Source organism: Curtobacterium sp. ODYSSEY 48 V2 (assembly GCF_023712625.1).
Classification (GTDB): Bacteria; Actinomycetota; Actinomycetes; order Actinomycetales; family Microbacteriaceae; genus Curtobacterium.
The window spans coordinates 268193-285158 of the sequence record NZ_JAMAXX010000004.1 but is presented as its reverse complement, the minus strand read 5'-3'; the positions used below and the strand labels follow the sequence as shown (position 1 = coordinate 285158).

At 74.5% G+C, this 16966-nt stretch carries 16 protein-coding genes; 3 read left to right on the top strand and 13 right to left on the bottom strand.

Annotated features, from left to right (window positions below; genetic code table 11):
- Window positions 1-35: 35 nt before the first annotated feature.
- From M3666_RS08355 to M3666_RS08345, 3 genes are all read right to left on the bottom strand, one after another.
- The gene (locus M3666_RS08355; RefSeq protein ID WP_251154982.1) at window positions 36-1250 is read right to left on the bottom strand and encodes a multidrug effflux MFS transporter; all 1215 of its coding nucleotides are present in this window, start codon (window positions 1248-1250) and stop codon (window positions 36-38) included.
- 128 nt (window positions 1251-1378) lie between these two features.
- Window positions 1379-4030 carry a phosphoenolpyruvate carboxylase gene (locus tag M3666_RS08350; RefSeq protein ID WP_251154981.1) on the bottom strand — a complete coding sequence of 884 codons (2652 nt, stop codon included), beginning with the start codon at window positions 4028-4030 and terminating at the stop codon, window positions 1379-1381.
- Between the two features lie 209 nt (window positions 4031-4239).
- Window positions 4240-4917, bottom strand: a complete 678-nt coding sequence (locus M3666_RS08345; RefSeq protein WP_251154980.1) for a heme oxygenase (biliverdin-producing) — start codon at window positions 4915-4917, stop codon at window positions 4240-4242.
- A 57-nt stretch (window positions 4918-4974) separates the two neighbouring features.
- Between M3666_RS08345 and M3666_RS08340 the strand changes: the two genes are divergently transcribed.
- Both M3666_RS08340 and M3666_RS08335 read left to right on the top strand, forming a co-directional pair.
- On the top strand, window positions 4975-5871 hold the full coding sequence (locus tag M3666_RS08340; protein ID WP_209682899.1) for a siderophore-interacting protein: 897 nt from the start codon (window positions 4975-4977) through the stop codon (window positions 5869-5871).
- A gap of 68 nt (window positions 5872-5939) precedes the next feature.
- Window positions 5940-6521, top strand: coding sequence for a GIY-YIG nuclease family protein (locus M3666_RS08335; RefSeq protein ID WP_066654002.1), 582 nt, complete (start codon window positions 5940-5942; stop codon window positions 6519-6521).
- A 116-nt stretch (window positions 6522-6637) separates the two neighbouring features.
- On the opposite strand, the gene M3666_RS08330 is transcribed toward M3666_RS08335, so the two are convergent.
- The 5 genes from M3666_RS08330 to M3666_RS08310 all read right to left on the bottom strand — a co-directional run bounded on the left by M3666_RS08330 (window position 6638) and on the right by M3666_RS08310 (window position 10667).
- Complete coding sequence (locus M3666_RS08330; RefSeq protein ID WP_251154979.1) at window positions 6638-8227, bottom strand: GMC family oxidoreductase; 1590 nt, start codon at window positions 8225-8227, stop codon at window positions 6638-6640.
- Window positions 8224-9561, bottom strand: coding sequence for an alpha/beta fold hydrolase (locus M3666_RS08325; RefSeq protein WP_251154978.1), 1338 nt, complete (start codon window positions 9559-9561; stop codon window positions 8224-8226). Before M3666_RS08325 ends, M3666_RS08330 begins: the two co-directional genes overlap by 4 nt.
- A 73-nt stretch (window positions 9562-9634) precedes the next feature.
- Window positions 9635-10231 carry a TetR/AcrR family transcriptional regulator gene (locus M3666_RS08320; protein WP_251154977.1) on the bottom strand — a complete coding sequence of 199 codons (597 nt, stop codon included), beginning with the start codon at window positions 10229-10231 and terminating at the stop codon, window positions 9635-9637.
- A gap of 38 nt (window positions 10232-10269) precedes the next feature.
- Window positions 10270-10473: a hypothetical protein gene (locus M3666_RS08315; RefSeq protein WP_066653993.1), complete on the bottom strand. Its 204-nt coding sequence runs from the start codon at window positions 10471-10473 to the stop codon at window positions 10270-10272.
- On the bottom strand, window positions 10470-10667 hold the full coding sequence (locus M3666_RS08310; protein ID WP_066653991.1) for a hypothetical protein: 198 nt from the start codon (window positions 10665-10667) through the stop codon (window positions 10470-10472). The genes M3666_RS08315 and M3666_RS08310 overlap by 4 nt, the downstream gene beginning before the upstream one ends.
- 241 nt (window positions 10668-10908) lie before the next feature.
- Here M3666_RS08310 and M3666_RS08305 point away from each other — a divergent pair, with 241 nt between their 5' ends.
- Window positions 10909-11877, top strand: a complete 969-nt coding sequence (locus M3666_RS08305; RefSeq protein ID WP_209682909.1) for an AraC family transcriptional regulator — start codon at window positions 10909-10911, stop codon at window positions 11875-11877.
- Here the strand turns inward: M3666_RS08305 and M3666_RS08300 are convergent.
- The 5 genes from M3666_RS08300 to M3666_RS08280 form a co-directional block, all read right to left on the bottom strand.
- On the bottom strand, window positions 11865-12875 hold the full coding sequence (locus M3666_RS08300; RefSeq protein ID WP_209682911.1) for a hypothetical protein: 1011 nt from the start codon (window positions 12873-12875) through the stop codon (window positions 11865-11867). The genes M3666_RS08305 and M3666_RS08300 overlap by 13 nt on opposite strands.
- Window positions 12876-12938: 63 nt before the next feature.
- On the bottom strand, window positions 12939-13190 hold the full coding sequence (locus M3666_RS08295) for a DUF4287 domain-containing protein (protein ID WP_066653985.1): 252 nt from the start codon (window positions 13188-13190) through the stop codon (window positions 12939-12941).
- Window positions 13191-13248: 58 nt separating this feature from the next.
- On the bottom strand, window positions 13249-14217 hold the full coding sequence (locus M3666_RS17070) for a helix-turn-helix transcriptional regulator (protein WP_144411287.1): 969 nt from the start codon (window positions 14215-14217) through the stop codon (window positions 13249-13251).
- 156 nt (window positions 14218-14373) lie between these two features.
- Window positions 14374-15858 (bottom strand): reverse transcriptase family protein, encoded by a 1485-nt coding sequence (locus M3666_RS17065; protein WP_066653981.1) that lies wholly within the window; start codon window positions 15856-15858, stop codon window positions 14374-14376.
- 82 nt (window positions 15859-15940) lie between these two features.
- Window positions 15941-16903, bottom strand: coding sequence for an SDR family oxidoreductase (locus M3666_RS08280; RefSeq protein ID WP_066658122.1), 963 nt, complete (start codon window positions 16901-16903; stop codon window positions 15941-15943).
- Window positions 16904-16966 lie beyond the last annotated feature (63 nt).

The following is a 16966-nucleotide window of genomic DNA, read 5'->3' as shown; positions in this document are numbered from 1 at the left end:
GCGGGTGCACCCTGCAACCTACCGGGTGTGAGCCGTCAGGCGGTACGGCCTCGCCGCGTCGCGAGGACCTGGACGACGACGGCGGCCGCCATGAGCGTCGCCATCACGGCGCCCATCGCGGTCGCGGTCCCGCCGAGCGCACCCGCGAGCGGCGTCCCGAGCCCGCCGAGTCCGAAGGTGAGACCGCCCTGCAGTGCGGCCGCGGTCCCCGGGTGGGCAGCGCCGACGTGCTGCGTCCGGGTCATGGCCGCGGGCAGCACGAACCCCCAGGCCCCGGTGACCACCGCGAGCCCGCACCAGACCGGCACGGGTCCCGCTCCGGCGAGGGCGGCGACCAGGACGACCGCGCTGCCGAGGGTCCCCGTGGCGAGCCCCGCGGTCAGCAGGGAGTCCTCGGAGAACCGGCCGACGACGCGGCGGAACACGAGCGTCGTGACGACCATCACCGAGGCGTTCGTCGCGAACACGAGCGTGTAACGCTGCTCCGAGAAGCCGTACTGCTGCTGGAACACGAACGAGCTCGTCGCGATGTAGGCGAAGAAGCCGATAGTCGAGAGCACCCCGGTCAGGACGTAGGCCCGGAAGCGCCCGATCGCGAGCAGGTCCCGGATGCGACGCCCGTTCGCCCGGAAGCCGGTCCCGCCCCGGGCGGCCGGCGGGAGGGTCTCACCGAAGCGCAGGACGACCGTGACGGCGAACGCCACCCCGAGCACGGCGAGGACGACGAACATCAGGCGCCAGGACCCGACGGTGAGCACGGCGCCGCCGGCCAGCGGTGCGACGACCGGCCCGACGGCGTTGATCGCGGCCAGGGTGCCGAACACCGTCGCCGCCCGTGGCCCCGAGGCCGTGTCGGAGACCATCGCACGACCGGCGACGGCTCCGGCCGCACCGGCGAGTCCCTGCAGCACGCGGGCGGCCACCAGGGTGCCCGCGTCCGGTGCGAGCGCACAGCCGACGGACGCCAGCGCGAAGCCGACGGTCCCGACGAGGAGCAGCGGTCGCCGTCCGGTGCCGTCGCTCACGGGCCCGGCGAGGAGCTGGCCGACCGCGAACGCGACGAGGAAGGCCGTGAGCGACAGCTGCACGACCCCGGGCGTGGTGTCGAGGTCGCGGGCGATCGTCGGGAGCGCCGGGATGTACATGTCGGTGGCGAAGGGCGAGACGCCGACGATCAGTGCCAGTGGGACGATCGGCGGCAGCCGGGTCGTCGCGGTCGTCGGTCCGGTCCCCGCGCGCTCCGTCGTCACCGACGCCACGCTACGCCTGCGCGGACCGATCCGCGACGGCCGTCGGGCACCACGCTGACCCGTGACGGACGGGAGGCGCGGTGCCCGCCGGCACCGCGCCTCCCGTCCGTGACGCGGTCGTGGGCGGATCAGCCCGTGTTCTGCAGACCGGCCGCGACCCCGTTGACGGTGAGCAGGAGCAGGCGGTGGTCGCCGTCCGTCGGGTCGGTGCTGCCGGAGGTCCGGATCGCCCGCAGGGCGCGCAGCTGCAGGTGCGACAGCGCGTCGACGTACGGGCTGCGCAGCCGCACGGCACGCGCGAGCACCGGACGGTCCTCGAGCACGTCGCTCCCGCCGGAGACCCGCAGCACCCAGTCGCGGGTGCGGAGCATCTCGTCGAGCACCTTGGCGGCCAGGTCGTCGCGGTCGGCGAGCTCGAGGTAGCGGCGGGCGATCTGCTCGTCGGTCTTCGCGAGCGACATCTCGACGTTCTTGATCATCGCGCCGAACAGCGGCCACTCCGCGTACGCGGCGCGCAGGGCATCGACGTCGCCGACGGCCTCGAGCGCGGAGCCGAGGCCGTACCACCCGGCGAGGTTGATGCGTGCCTGCGTCCACGAGAACACCCACGGGATCGCTCGGAGGTCCTCGAGCGACTCCACGCTCAGGCCGCGTCGGGCCGGGCGGGAGCCGAGCGGCAGGAGTCCGATCTCCTCCATCGGGGTGACGCGGGCGAACCACGGCGCGAAGCCGTCCGCCTTGACCAGGTCGTAGAACGCGCGGCGCGAGACGTCGTCGAGCTGCTGCGCGAGGTCGGCGAAGCGGGTCGCCGCGACGGCCGTGCGCTCCTCGTTCGACGGCGACGACGCGAACAGCGTCGCCGAGGCCATCTGCTCGAGGTGCCGTGCCGCGATGTCCTGGTCGCCGTACTGGGCGAAGATGACCTCGCCCTGCTCGGTGAGCTTGAGCCGCCCGTCGATCGACCCCGGCGGCTGTGCGAGGACCGCCTCGTTCGCCGGGCCACCACCGCGGCCGAGCGATCCGCCGCGGCCGTGGAACAGCGTCAGCTGGACGTCCTGCTCGCGCGCCCAGTCGGCGATCCGTGCCTGTGCGTCGTAGAGCGCCAGGTTCGCCGAGACCGGGCCGACGTCCTTCGACGAGTCGGAGTAGCCGAGCATGACCTCGAGCCGACGCCCGGTCGCCGCGAGCCGCCGCTGGAAGGGCTCGGTGCGCACGGCCTCGTCGAGGATGTCGACGCTCGCGTGCAGGTCGGCGAACGTCTCGAACAACGGGATGACGTCGAGCACCGGGGCCGCGTCACCGCAGGCGGCACGGGCGAGCTCGTGCACGTTCGCCAGGTCGGCGGCCGACTGCGTGAAGGAGACGATGTAGCGGTGCGCGGCACGGACGCCGTAGCGCTGCTGCAGGTCCGCGACGGTGCGGAACACCGCGAGGACCTCCTCCGTGGTCTCGCTCAGCTCGCCGCCGGCCCGGATCTCCGCCAGGGCGTTCCGGTGCACCTGCGAGTGCTGACGGACCTCGAGCTCGGCGAGGTGGAACCCGAAGGTCTCGACCTGCCAGACGAGGTTCTGCAGGTCGCCGTTCGCGGTCCGGACGGCACCGGCGGCGACGAGCGACGCCTGGATCACCCGGAGGTCGGCGAGCAGTTCCTCGGGGTCGCCGTACGCCAGGCCCTCCTGGCCGCGGCGCGTCGCGCGGATGCGGGCGGCGACGAAGAGCAGTGCGCGACGGTGCGTCTCGTTCGGGGCACGGACGCCGATCCGCTCGGCGATGCCCGGGTCGAGCTGCTCCTGCGCTGCGACGAGGGCCTGCAGTCCGGCGTCCGCGGGGGTCTCGGCGGCGTCGAGCGTCAGTGCCGAGCCGATGCGGGTGGCTGCGCGGGAGAGGCCGAGCAGGATGTGCTCGGCGGCGATGTCGGCGGCCTGCTTGGTGACGCCGGCGGTGACGTGCGGGTTGCCGTCGCGGTCGCCGCCGATCCAGGTGCCGAAGCGCACGAAGGCCGGTGCGGTCACCGGGACCCGACCGGCGTCGTCGCCGAGCAGCCGGTCGTCGAGCAGGCGGTAGACCTGCGGCACGATCTCGAACAGGGTCTGGTCGAACACGCTCATCGCCGTGCGGACCTCGTCGAGCGGGGTCGGCCGGGTCGTGCGCAGCGGTGAGGTGCGCAGGAGCGTGGTGATCTCCTCGAGCAGCCGCCGCTCGTTCTCGGCGCGGGCGGTGGCGTTGCGGGAGCGGTCGCGCTCGTCGATGAGGTCGGTGATGCGCCGGACGGCCGTGGTGACCGCGCGACGGCGGGCCTCGGTCGGGTGGGCGGTGAGCACCGGGTGGAACCGCAGGTCGGCCAGGCGCGCGGCGGCCTCGTCGGCGCCGACCTGCTCGACGAGCGAGGCGTACGTCGCGGGGAACGAGTCGCCGGGCAGGCCGCCGTCGTCGCCCCGGGCACGGAGGACGCGCACGCGGTGGTGCTCCTCGGCCAGGTTCGTCAGGTGGAAGTACGTCGTGAACGCCTGGGCGACGGCCTCGGCCCGCTCGGCGGACATGCCGGCCACGATCGCCTCGGCACGGGCGGCGCCCTCGGCGTCGGAGCCCTCGTAGGCGTCGATGACGGCGGCGCGCAGGCTCTCGACGTCGTGCAGCAGCTCGTCACCCCCGGTCTCCCGCAGCACCCGCCCGAGCAGGTTGCCGAGGTACCGGACGTCCGCGCGCAGGTCGCTGTCGACCGCGCCGCTGACGTCGTCCCGTGCGCGCCCGTGGCGCGTCGATCCGTCGATCGCCGTCATGGGTTCCTCTCACGTTGCGCCGGGACCGCGTCCCGGGTCCCCAGCACTGTACCGGCGGACGCGGGCACGTGACGACGACCGTCCGGACGGACCGCGGACCGCCCAGGGCACGGCCCGCCAGCGCGCCGACGGACGCGGCGGTGGACGCGCCGGCGGTCGATCTGCCCCGTCGTGCCCGGAGCCCGATCAGGCGGGGAGCACCGGCACGGTCAGGCGGGGAGCAGCGGCACGGTCCGACCATCGCCCGCCGTCGGGCGACGCACCGAGGCCACGAGCGCCCGGTCGAGGCCTGCGGCCAGCTCCACCTCGGCGAGCACGGCCTCGCGCTCGGCGTCCGACCACGGGGCCGCGTCGAGCTGGGCCCGGTAGGTGTCCTCGAAGGCGGCGGGGTCGGCCACCTGGTCGAAGATCGTGAAGAGCACGCCGTTCGTGTCGAACCCGAACCGGTCCTCGAGCATCCGGGCCAGGGTGGGGCCGCCCGTCAGGTCCCCGAGGTACCGCGTGTAGTGGTGCGCGACGAACGCCCCGGGCGAGGTCGCCGCGACGGCGCACAGGCGACGGACGTACGCGGTGGTCGCCGCGGTCGGACAGCAGAGCTCGGACCAGTCCGGACCGACGAGGTACTCGAGGTCGGCGCGGATCGCGGGCATCCGGGTGAGCTGCGTCGTGACGAACGGTGCGGCGACCGGGTGGTCCGCCATCCGCTCGGCGGCACGCTCGAGGGCGTCGTACACGACGGCGTACTGGCCGAGCAGGTCGGCGTAGTCGGCGACGTCGCACTCCCCCGCGAGCAGGTCGTGGGCACCGCCGATCCACACGGCCGGGTCCGCAGCGGTGCGGGAGCGCCGGCGCAGGAGCTCGGAGAACGGCGTCACGGTCGGACTCATGAGGTGAGGCTAACCTCAGTAGCTGGCAAGGTCGAGCACCGGAAGAGGAATCCCAGGATGAGTCCCAAGCGCACCCAGCACGTCTTCGTCGTCGACCGCACGGAGCACCTGTCCCCGCACATGGTGCGCGTCCACCTCGGTGGTCCGGCCTTCCGGGACTTCGTCGACGGGGCCGACCCGGACCGCCTCGCCGCCACGGACAAGTACGTCAAGCTCCTGCTCGCGCCGCCGTCGAGCGGCCTGACCCCGCCGTACGACCTCGAGGCGCTGCGCGAGACCCTGCCGAAGCACCAGCGGCCGGCGCGCCGCACCTACACGGTCCGGTCCGTCGACCACACCGCAGAGACCATCGCGATCGACTTCGTGCTGCACGACGACCACGGGCACGACGACCACGGGCGAGACGACCACCGGCCCGAGGACGGGCCCGGCGACCGGGGCCTCGCCGGCCCGTGGGCCGCCGCCGCACAGCCCGGCGACCTGCTCGCCCTGTCCGGGCCCGGCGGCGGGTACGCGCCGTCGACGGACCCGACCGTCACCCACGTACTCCTCGGCGACGACAGCGCGCTGCCCGCGATCGGCGCGGCCCTCGCCGCGATGCCCGACGACGCCCGCGGCGTCGCGCTCGTCGAGGTCGGCGGCGCAGCCGACGAGCAGCCGCTCGAGCACCCGGACGGGGTCGACCTGCGGTGGCTGCACCGCGACGCCACCGGCGCCGAGCCGGGCGCGCTGCTGGTGGCCGCCGCTCGGGCGCTGCCCCGTGCCTCCCGACCGGTGCAGGTCTTCGCGCACGGCGAGCGGACCGCGGTGAAGGCGCTCCGCCGCGTGCTGCAGGACGAGTGGTGCCTCGAGAAGGCGGAGATGTCCCTGTCCGCGTACTGGGCGCTCGGACGGGCCGAGGACCGGTTCCAGGAGGAGAAGCGCGAGCCGGTCGGCGTGATCTTCGCGGACTGAGCGACCCCGCTCCGTGCGTCGGCCGGGAGGCCCGGTGCGCGTCGGTGGCGCACGCTAGCGTCCGCCGGGTGGTCACCCCTCCTGCCGTCCTCGCCTGCTGCGTCCCCGGTTGCGACGCGCCGTCCGCGGACGGCTTCGCCGCCGTCCTGCCGCTCTGCGGCGGACACGTGACCCTGGTCGCCGAGGTCGCGGCGGAGCACGTCGGCACGGAGGACGCGCTGCCGGGCCCGTGCCCGGTCTGCGGGTCGCGCGTGGGCGTGCGCTGGCCGAGCGCCGTGCTGTGCGGGACGTGCGAGTGGCGGTGGGGCGACGTGCCCGACGGTGAGCTGCCACCGCCGCGCGTCGACGTCGTCTACTACCTGCGGCAGCGCGACGACTTCGGCGACCGGGTGAAGATCGGCACGACCGCGAACCCGCGGCGACGGCTCGCAGCGGTGCCGCACCAGGAGCTCCTGGCGTTCGAACGCGGCGACCGGTCCGTCGAGCGACGACGGCACACGGCCTTCGCCGACGACCGGTTCCCGAGGACGGAGTGGTTCCGGACCACGCCCGCGCTGCTCGAGCACGTCGCACGGGTCGCCGCGGGCGTGGACGACCCGTGGGCGCTGCACGCCCGGTGGACGAGCGAGGCACTGGCGCTGCGCGGCTGAGGCCGGCTCCCGGTCCCTGCGCGGCAAGGACCGGCTCCCGTTCCCTGCGCGGACGTGTGCCGTGCGCGACGCGGGTCGTGGAGGTGCTGCGCGGCGGTGCCGCGCAGCACCTCGGGTCAGGCCGCTGCGGCCGTCGCGCGCTGCCGGTCTGCTGCCGGGTCGTCCCGCAGGAACCGGTCGGCGGTGCGCAGGGACAGCGCCATGATCGTGAGCGCGGGGTTCGCGATGACGGCACTCGGGAACACCGAGTTGTCACACACCCACAGGTTCGGCACGTCCCACGACCGACCCGCCGGGTCGACGACGGACGACCCGGCGTCGGAACCCATGCGCGCCGTGCCGATCGTGTGGGCGGTGCGCTCGAGCACCCGGACGTCGGTCCCGCCGGCAGCCTCGACGATGGCGGTCATCGTGCGGACGGCGTGGGCGCGGATCGCGTCCTCGTTCGAACCCGGCGAGAACGTCACGCGGGCCCGCGGCACGCCGTGCTCGTCGAGGTCGTCGGAGAGCACGAGCCGGTTGTCGTCGTACGGCAGGCACTCGGCGTTGATGCCGACGCCGGCCGTCCGCGGGTAGTCGCGCATGGCCTTGACGAGCTCGGCACCGCGCAGCCCCCCGCCACGGACCAGGGTGGTCGCGAAGGTCAGCGGCTGGACGCCGAGGCTCTGGATCAGGTACCCACCGGCGAAGTCGGCGTCCGCGGGCCGGACGAAGTCCTCGGTGATGATCGACGACGGGTAGCCGCGGTACGACCGCATCGACTCGTCGAAGGTCGCCCACACCTGGGTCGCCCCGTGCGCCGTGAAGTTCCGACCGACCTGGCCGCTGCTGTTGGCCAGCCCGGTGTGCAGGAGCAGACGCGGCGTCTCCACCCCACCCGCGGCCAGCACGAGGGACCGGCACCGCTGGCGGCGCTCACGGCCGTCGCGCGTGTAGAGCACGGCGCACACCCTGCCGTCGGCGTCGAGCTCGATGCCGTGCACGAACGACTCCGGACGGATCTCCGCGCCGAAGGCGACGGCGGCGGGCAGGTAGGTCGTGTCCATCGACACCTTCGCCCCGTTGCGGCAGCCCTGGTGGCACGACCCGCAGGACACGCACGCCTGACGCAGCCCGTGGTGCTCCTGCACCCGGTCCTCGGTGGTCAGGGCGACCGGTGCGTCCGTCGCGGTGATGCCGAGCGCCGCGGTGCCGCGCATCATCATGTCCGACGAGGCGTTCCGCGCGGGCGGACCCATCCGGTACCGGCGGTCCGGGTCCCACGGGTAGTGCGCGGGGCCGGCGACGCCGACCTCGTGCTCGACGCGCTCGATGTACGCGGTGAGCTCGGCGTGGTCGATCGGCCAGTCCTCGCCCTGCCCGCTCTCGGTGCGCAGACGGAGGTCGTGCGTGCTCGGGCGCGGGGTGAAGGCGCCCCAGTGCAGGGTGGAGCCGCCGACGCCGGTCCCGCTGTTGTTCGGACCGAAGGCGGTCGGAGCGGCACCACCGCTGAAGCGTTCGTCCATCCAGTTGATGTCCGCCGGTGCCTCGACCTCGTCGGGCGTGTGGTCGCCGGGCTCGGTGTTCCGACCGGCCTCGAACGCGACGACGCTCAGGCCCTCGCGGGCGAGGCGAGCGGTCAGCGGGGCGCCGCCGGCACCCGTCCCGACGACGACGACGTCCACGACCTCGTCGTCCTGGTGGTGGCGCTGTGCGTCGAGTCTCATCGTCCTGCTCCCTCGGGTTCCCACGCTTCCCGCTGCCCGGCTCCGAGCAGCTGGAAGCCCTGCTTCCGGACGCCGTCGCCACCGTTGGCGAAGCCGTCGTAGTCGATCTCGGACATCGTGGCGGGGTGGGCGAGCCACTGCTTCACGAGGTCCACGCTGGCGTCCTCGAACCAGACGCGCAGCTGTTCCGCCCCGAGCGGGCCGTCCGACCGGTACCGGCCGGCGGCGACGTCCTCGAGCACCGCGGGCAGGTCGCCGGAACCGACCGTCGCGAGCACGTCCAGCGCACCGCGGTAGGCGTCGGCGTCCTCCGGCATCCCGTCGGGGCGCCATCCGTCGCCCTGCCCGGCGGCGAGCTGACGGTCGACACGGAGCGCGACGTCCACCTCTCCCGGCCCTGCCTGCGGGACGACGATCCGAGCCACCGCCCGGAGCACGTCGAGCTGCTGCGGGGACAGGGCCTCCGGCGTCGCGGCGGGGTCGTCGGGCAGCGCACGCACCGCGAGCACGCCCCGGGTCCGAGCACTCACCCGCGGCGAGGCGATCACCCGGGCCTGGTCGGCGGGGACGACCGGTCCGTGGGCGACACGCCGCTCCCAGAAGCTGCGCACGAGCGCGGCGACCTCCTGCGGGCGCTCCCACGGCAGCAGGTGCGCGGCGCCAGGTACCTCGTGCAGCTCGGCGGCGGGCCAGTGCGGCATCGTGAGGCGACGCTGCGCTCCGGCCGCCAGGTCGCCGTCCTCGGCGCCGGCGAGCACGAGCGCCGGGACGGGGTTCGGCTCGGCCGTCGTCGACCAGTCCTCCCGACTACCGCGGAGCAGCCAGTCGCGCCAGGCGCGCGGGTCGGTGCGGCGCACGTCCTGCACGGCCTGCTCGTGCCGGTCCGGGGGCAGCACGTCGGCGGTGTTCGCGTCGACGAACTCCGCCGCGTGGTCCGGCTCGATCGGCCCGTCCGCGGCCCACGAGAGCATCGCGTCGCGGCGGTCCTCGTCCATCGGCTCGGGAGCGAGGGGCGAGGCGGCGAGGAGGACGACGGCGCGGAGTCCGAACAGGCCGTTCGCGCCCGAGACCGTGCGGTCGGCGACGACCGTCGCGACCTTGCCACCCATCGAGTGACCCACGATCGCCCACTCGGTGGCGCCGCTCGCCCCGATCGCCCGCTCGACGAGCACGGCCATCTCCTCGACGGTCGTGCCACCGGAGGCGGGGCTCCGCCCGAAGCCCGGCAGGTCGATGCCGACGAGGTCGAGGGTGCCGGCGAGCTCGGAGCGGAGGAGGGCGAACTCCTCCGAGCTCGAGCCCAGCGCGTGCAGGCAGAAGGCGGTCGCTGTCATCCTTCGTTCCTACCGTCCGGATCGCGCGGGACCCAGGCTCCTGTACCCCTGCGACGTACCCCGACGGGCGGTGTCAGGAGGACGTGCGCGGTTCGTAGACCGAGAGGAGCATCGCGGCACCCAGGCGAGCCACCCGTGCGGGCTGCGCCGACCGCTGCACGGCGGACTCCACCCGGGCACCCTCGACGAGCAACGAGAGTGCCTGCGCCACGTGCGACGGCACGCCGGCACGCGCGCAGAGCTGCGTCAGGTGTGCCTCGACGTCGGCGAAGTGCGCTCGCGCGAGCTCGGCGACCGCCGGGTCGGTGCGCCCGAGTTCCGCGTGCCCGTTGATGAACGCGCAGCCGCGCCAGCCCTCGTCGGCGAAGCACTGCTCCAGGTACCCGAACACCCCGAGGACCTCGTCCCGCGGATCGTCGGCGTCCCGAGCGATGCCGTCGAGTGCCCGTCGCCACGCGCCGTGCCAGCGCTGGAGCACGGCGATGACGAGCTCCCGCTTCGACGGGTACGCGGCAGTGAGCTCGTCGCGCGTGAGTCCGGCCTCGTCCGCGACGTCGTCGAGCGTCACCGGGGTGACGCCGTGCCGTGTGAACAGGGTGTCCGCCGCGGTCGACGCCCGGCGTTGTGTCGGGGACTCACGGACGGTGGGGGTCAGGGTGAGGAGGGTCATGTGCCTTCTGCAGGGTCGGGACCGCGGGTGGCGCGAGCCTACTGGCCCGACACGCGAGCGGCGTCGAGGGCCTCGGCGAGCAGGGCTCGCATGTCGATCGGCTGCGTCGGTGCGTCGGCGGCGGCCGACCGTCGGACCGGCAGCACGGTGTCGGCGACCGAGTGGTCCGCCCCGGGCAGCGCGCGGGTCCCGCGGGAGAGCCGCGACCCGCGGATGCCGAGTTCGTTGCGCGGGATGCTCATGCGGACAGTCCCAGCAGGATCGCTGCGGACGCGGCGACGGTCACCGAGAGCAGACCGGTCGACACCGCGGCGATCTGGAGGCCACGCTGTCGGCGGGCCTCCACCACCTCGGCGAACCGCGGGGTCGTGCGACCGATCCCGGCGGCGCGGGCGGTGGTGGGTCCGGTGTCCAGGTCGGTGGCGATGATGGTCACGGTCGTCGTCCTCGGGTCTCCGGGGGGCCGGCCGATCCGGCACCCGTCCACCGAGGACGCTAGGAGACCGCGGCGCCGGGCGGACGCCGACCGGGCGACGACGACGAAAGACGGACGTCCGGCAGTCCTCGTCCGACGATCTCCGGACATCCCTGCTGTGCGGACCACGTCGTCCACCCCCGGACCGGGGACACCGGTGTCCGGACAGCGCCGCGTCCGGCGGACAGAATGCACGGGACCCATGAACCCGATCACGCCGCCACGCATCGACGTCGAGACCCAGAGCTCCGACCTCGACGAAGCCCGCGACTTCCTCGCGACCGCCTACGCGGGGAACGAGTGGAGCGCCGACGCGACCGGACAGCCGTTCGCGTTCCGCTACTCGGCGGTGGGGGACGCCGCGATGTCGCTGCGGTCGATCCGCTTCGACGGCCACCTCGAGGGCGTCATGACGCCGTCCGACGACTTCGTGGTGCAGTGGACGACCCGCGGCACCGCTGCGATCGGGTCGGGAGACGCCCGGATCGTGATGGAGCCCGGTCGACCGCAGCTCTGGCCGCAGCAGGGCGCCGCGTTCTCGTACGACGACTACGACCAGCGCATCGTCCAGGTCAACCGGAGCGCCCTCGAGGAGGTCGCCGGTGAACGCGGGACCGCGCCCGGGCAGCTCGTGCTCGACCACACCGTCCGACCGGACGAGCGGGGGATGCGCGTCTGGCGGAGCAGCGTCCAGCTCATCTCGCACACCGTCCTCGACCGCCGTGCCTCCCCGCTGCTGCAGGCCGAGATGGGTCGGCTCGGGGCGCTGGCACTGCTGGAGCTGTACCCGATCGTCAGCGCCTCGCTGCCGGACGAGCTGCTGCTCCCCCGCAACGCGCACGTCCGACGAGCCGTCGAGTACGTCCACGAGCACGCGCACCTGCCGATCACGAGCACCGACCTGGCGCGGGTCGCGTCACTCAGTCTCCGCGCCCTCCAGACGGCGTTCCAGCGGACCTTCGAGCTCTCGCCGAACGCGTACATCCGACAGGTCCGGCTCGACCGCGTGCGCGAGGCGCTGCTCGCCGGCGACCCGGCGACGACGAACATCGCCGAGGTCGCGCGCGAGTGGGGGTTCGCCCACGCGGGCCGCTTCTCCGCGACCTACCAGCAGCGCCACGGCGAGTACCCGCGTCAGACCCTGCGCCGATCCGGCCGTCAGCGCGCGTAGGCGTCGACGAAGAGCGCTCCGCGGAGGTCCCGCAGGGTGTCGACGAGCCGCTCGATCGTGCGCCCGGAGATGCCGGACACCTCGAGGTCGTACGGACCGAGCGCCGGCAGGCGGCCGGTGCGGATCCGTACGACCTCCCACCCGACGGCGCGGACGGCACGGTCCTTCCGCCGGTCGGTCTCCTGCCGGGGTCCGACGTGCTCGAGCCCGTGTCGGCCCGTGCTGTCGTACTCGATCGCGACGCGCAGCTCCGGGAGCACGATGTCCGGCCAGGCCTCGACGTGGTCGAAGAACGGGCGGTCGAGCCGGATGGCCGTGTGGTCGAACGTGAAGGCGAACCGGTCGCGCAGCGCCTGCCGCAGGTCGGCCTCGACCGCCGACGCCGGCGCGGGGGCGCACACGCTCGTGAAGGAGTCACCCGACGGGACCCTCGGGGTCTTCGGGCAGATCGACCGCGGGACCGGCTGCGACGACCGTGCACCGCTCGCCCGTGTCGAGCGTGCGCCCGACCGTCCCGCAGCACGAGCCCCCGATCGGGACGACGCCACCGCACCGGTCGGCACCCGGCCCACGCCGGGGACCGGGCCTCGCCCCGGAGCCGACGGGAGCGTCCGGCGGCCGCTGACCCGCTCCGCCCGCTGCGGCGGCGGGATCGCTGCCGGCCAGTCCTCGGGGAGCACCGGCCACCGCTGCGGTGCCGCCTGCAGGTGGCACTCGGGGCACCAGACGGACCGTCGGCGCTCCCGCCCGGGTCGCGACCGCTGCTCGGCAGGCGTTGCGACGAAGACGTGACCGACGTCGCACTCCCACGTCAGCAGCACCTCGGCCGCGGGCGGCACCTGCGTGAGCACCACGCCGTGGTTCCACTCCGGGTGGTACTGCCGCACGAGCACCGGGTACGACGCCCACGCCGAGCGGAACTCGCCGACGGCGTACGGTACGGCGGTGCCCCGCGACCACTGTCGCCGTCGCCACCACGCGTCCACCGGTTCGACCACGCCGTCACCGTAGGGAGCACCTCCGACACCGCGACTGCCGAGCCGTCGAACGCCCGGGCCGGGTCAGCCGTCGAGCGCGTTCCGGACGTACCCGACGACCGCGTTCGCGTGCCCGTGGCCGAACCCGTGCTCGTCCTTCAGCCAGGCCACCACCTCCGCGTGCCGGTGCCCGTCCAGCTGCTCGGCGACCAGGTCGAGCCAGTCCTGCACGGGGCGCCCGTAGGTCCGCTCGATGCTCGGGAAGTACGAGGCGGGGCCCTTCGGCTTCGACCCGTCCTCCGGCGGCTCCGGAGCGGTCACGCGGCGTGTCGTCATGGCCGCCAGGGTAGCCGTGGTCGCAGGACGTGCGGACGCCGGCGCCGCCGCCGTGGCCTCAGCGGAACCCGTCGTCCCGCCGGCTGCGGTGCAGGGTGTCGCTCGGGTGCTCGCCGAAGCGGTCGGCGTACGCGGCGGCGAACCGACCGAGGTGCGCCCACTGCCACCGGCGCGCGACGTCGGCCACCAGGAGGTCCCCGCCGGACGTCTCGAGCTCCCGTCGGGCACCGTCGAGCCGCTCCGCCCGGAGCCTGGCCATCGGCGACTCCCCGAACCGACGGTGCATCGCGTTCTGCAGTCCCCGCTCGCTGATCCCGACGGCGTCCGCGATGTCCCGGAGCGTGACCGGCTGGTCGGCGTGCGCGCGGATCCACTCCGCTGCGCGCGCGGCGGAGCCACGGCCGGTCGGCGCGACGGCCGGCAGGACCGGGAAGGCCGCCACGACGGCGTCGGCGATCTCCGCGTTGATCGTCTGTCGGACGGCGTCGGCGAGCGCGGCGTCCATGACCGGTCCACCGTGCGCACGGATCACGGCACGCAGGGCCCGCCGCGCGGACTCGTCCGGGGACTCCGGCGCGAGGACCACCGGCCCGGTCGGCAGGTGTCCCCTGCGCACGAGCGCGCGACGGAGCACGCGGTCCGACAGGTGGACCATCGTGATCGTGCGGACGTCCGCCGTGAAGGCGTAGCGACGCGAGGCGGTGAGCAGGACCGGTGCACCCGGCTGCACGGCGAGCGGGTCGCCGCCGTCGAGGTCCTCGATGGTCGCACTGCCGTCCCCGATCCAGAAGACGATGTGCTCGTCGCGCGGCTGCATGACGCCGGCCCGCGTGCCCTGGACCTCGGCCCGGCGGACCGAGACCTCGGCGTCGCCCGCGCCGAGGTAGCGGAAGGTGTCGAGCGCGCTGTCGATCCCGCCGGCGGTCCCGTAGATCTCGTCGAGTTCGTCACCCCGGTGCTCGCTGACCGCCTCCACGCGGAAGCGTCGGAACGTGGGGTGCTCCGTCCCTCGTGCCTGCCCAGTCACGATCGCATGGTCTCAGGACCGGCGGCCGGTGTGCGCTTCCCGGACAGCGTGTCCCGGTGTCGGAGTCGCCGTCCGTGCACCTCCGGACGGCCGAGGGCGGACGGCGGACGGCGGACGGCGGACGGCGGACGGCGGACGGCGGAGCGTGCGGACGGGTCACCACCGGATGCGGGCGAACTCCTCGCGCAGTCGCCGCGCGCGACCGGGGTGCACCTGCTCGACCCAGCCGATCCGGCCGAGCAGGTGCGCGCGGAGGTCGGGGTGCCCGGCGCGGTCCTGCGACGCCGGGCCGTGGACGACGCAGTTGTGCAGGACGGCGTGCAGCCGGTCGACCTCACGGCGACCGGGCGACGGCCGCTCGTTGACGACGACCCCCGTGACCGACTGCCGGCTCCCCCGCCTCCGGACCCGGCTCTTGCGGGGGTTGAGCCGGTACCCCTGCTCGGTCACGATCCGCTCGACGCCGCGCAGGAAGGCGTCGGGTCGGGCGGCCAACCGGTGGTCGCCGCTGAAGGTCAGGTCGTCGGCGTAACGGGTGTACCGGGCACCGGTCGCTCCCGCCCAGCCGGCGAGGCGGGCGTCGAGGTGCCGCAGCGCCGTGTTGGCGAGGGCCGGCGACGAGGGCGCGCCCTGTGGCAGGTGGGCGACGGCGAGGGCCTCGCGCAGCGCGGCTCGTTCCTCGGGACTCCCGCCGGCGGGCATCGCGGTGAGGACGTGGGGCGGGACCCGGTGGGTGCAGAGCCCGGTCAGGACGTGCGCGAGCGGTTCCGCGTAGCCGGCGGACCGGAACACGCCGTAGACCGTCGGGGCGGTGACGCTGGCGAAGAACGTGGTCAGGTCGGCGCTGAGCACGACGTGCTGCCCGGTGTGCACCGCGGCGCCGGTGACGACGCTCCGTCCCGCCACGAACCCGTGGGCGGCGTCGTGCACCGGGAGCCGGACCAGCAGGCCGTCCAGGACGGTGCGCTGCGTCCGGCGGAGCAGGTCCATCGGCTTCTCGAGCAGGCGCGGTACCCGTCCGGGCCGGACCACCCACTCGTGCCGGACGTGGTGGAGCGGACTGCCCGCCGGGGCGTGCCGGTTCCACGCCCGGGTGTCGGCGAGCCAGAGCAGCCGACCGACGGTGACGTCGAGCGCCCGGGCGAGCTCCGGGAGCGTGTCGACGAGCAGCGGGCTCTCGGTTGCGGGGCGTGCGCGGACGGCGGTGACCGGACGGGCGAGCACGCGGACCGGACGCCGGGCCTCGCGGGAGCGGTGCAGGGCGGCGAGCCGGGGCGCCGCGGCGAGCACCCGGGCGAGCTGGCGGGGTGCGTCGACGGGCGGTCGCGGGTAGGTGTCGAGCGCCGCCCCGACGGCTCGTCCCACGTAGGCGCGGTCGACGCCGACCACGGCGTAGCCGGCGGCGGTCAGGTCGTCGACGGCCCACGAGTCGGCGGTGAGGAAGGCGTCGGCGAGCGCCGTCGCCACGACCTCGAGGGGCGTGGGGTTCCCGGAGGACCCGTCGGTGCCTCCGTGCGGCGTCGCGCGCGGAGCGCGCCGTCCCGCTCGGGGCGTGTCGTCCTGCTGGTCCTGCGTGCCCCGGGGTGACCCCGGAGAGGTCGACGCGTCGCGCGCGTCGGCCGCCTCCCCCGGGAACTCCACGCGGTCACCCTACGGTGTGCGACCGACGGACGGGAGGCGCGCGGCCGGACCGCCACGCGCCTCCCGTCCGGCTCCGGTCCCGCTAGCGACGTGGGCGGCCGAGCAGGACCGTGCCGACCACCGCGGCGATGCCCGCCCAGACGAGCGGACGCGTCACGCGGCGGCGCTTCGCCACCCAGCCGCCGTCGGTCGCGTTGTGGGCGTCGGCGGGCTCGTACAGGTTGCCGTCGCTCGGCACGCCCTTGCCCCGGAGCGCGAACGTCTCCACCATCGGCTTGGTGATCTTGTGGAACAGTCCCGGGAACACGTACTGCAGCGGCACGAGCGACGCCTGGATCCGCCCGACGAAGCGGTAGCGCTTCGGGTGCAGCGCGGCGCGGACGACGGCCCGACCGGCGCGCTCGACCGACACGGTGGGCGGCAGGGGGTGCGAGGTCTTGCCGGTGTAGTTCGCCCCGTTCTGGTAGATCGGGGTGTCGATCGTCGAGGGGAGCAGGGCGGTGAACCGGATCCCGGTGCCCGCGTACTCGTCGCCGAGGACGTCGACCAGACCGAGTGCGGCGTGCTTGCTCGTCACGTACGCCGACTGGTACGGCGCGGAGAGCAGCGACTGGATCGACCCGACGAGCACGTACGTCCCCGTGCCGCGCTGCTTCCAGTGCGGCAGCAGCGCGGAGATCGCGTGGAGGTGCCCGTACAGGTTCGTGTCGACGACGCGCTTGAACGCCTTCGTCGGGGTCTGCTCGAAGAGCCCGTAGACGAAGAGCGCCGCGTTGCCGACGAAGACGTCGATCCGGCCGAACCGTGCGGTGGTGGTGGCGACGAGGTCGCGCACGGCGTGCTCGTCGGCGACGTCGGTCGGGATCGCGACCGCCTCGGCGCCGAGTGACCGGCACTCGGCCGCGGCGGCCTCGAGGCTGTCGTGGCTGCGAGCGGCGAGCACGAGGGTGGCCCCCTGTCGGGCGAACTCGTGCGCCGCGGCCCTCCCGATGCCGCTCGATGCTCCGGTGACGACGACGATCTTCCCGCGGAACCGTTTGGTCATGACCTCGTTGCTACCCGCGACCGGCTGCGACGACGCCCAGGCCGGGTGCGGTCGCCCCACGGC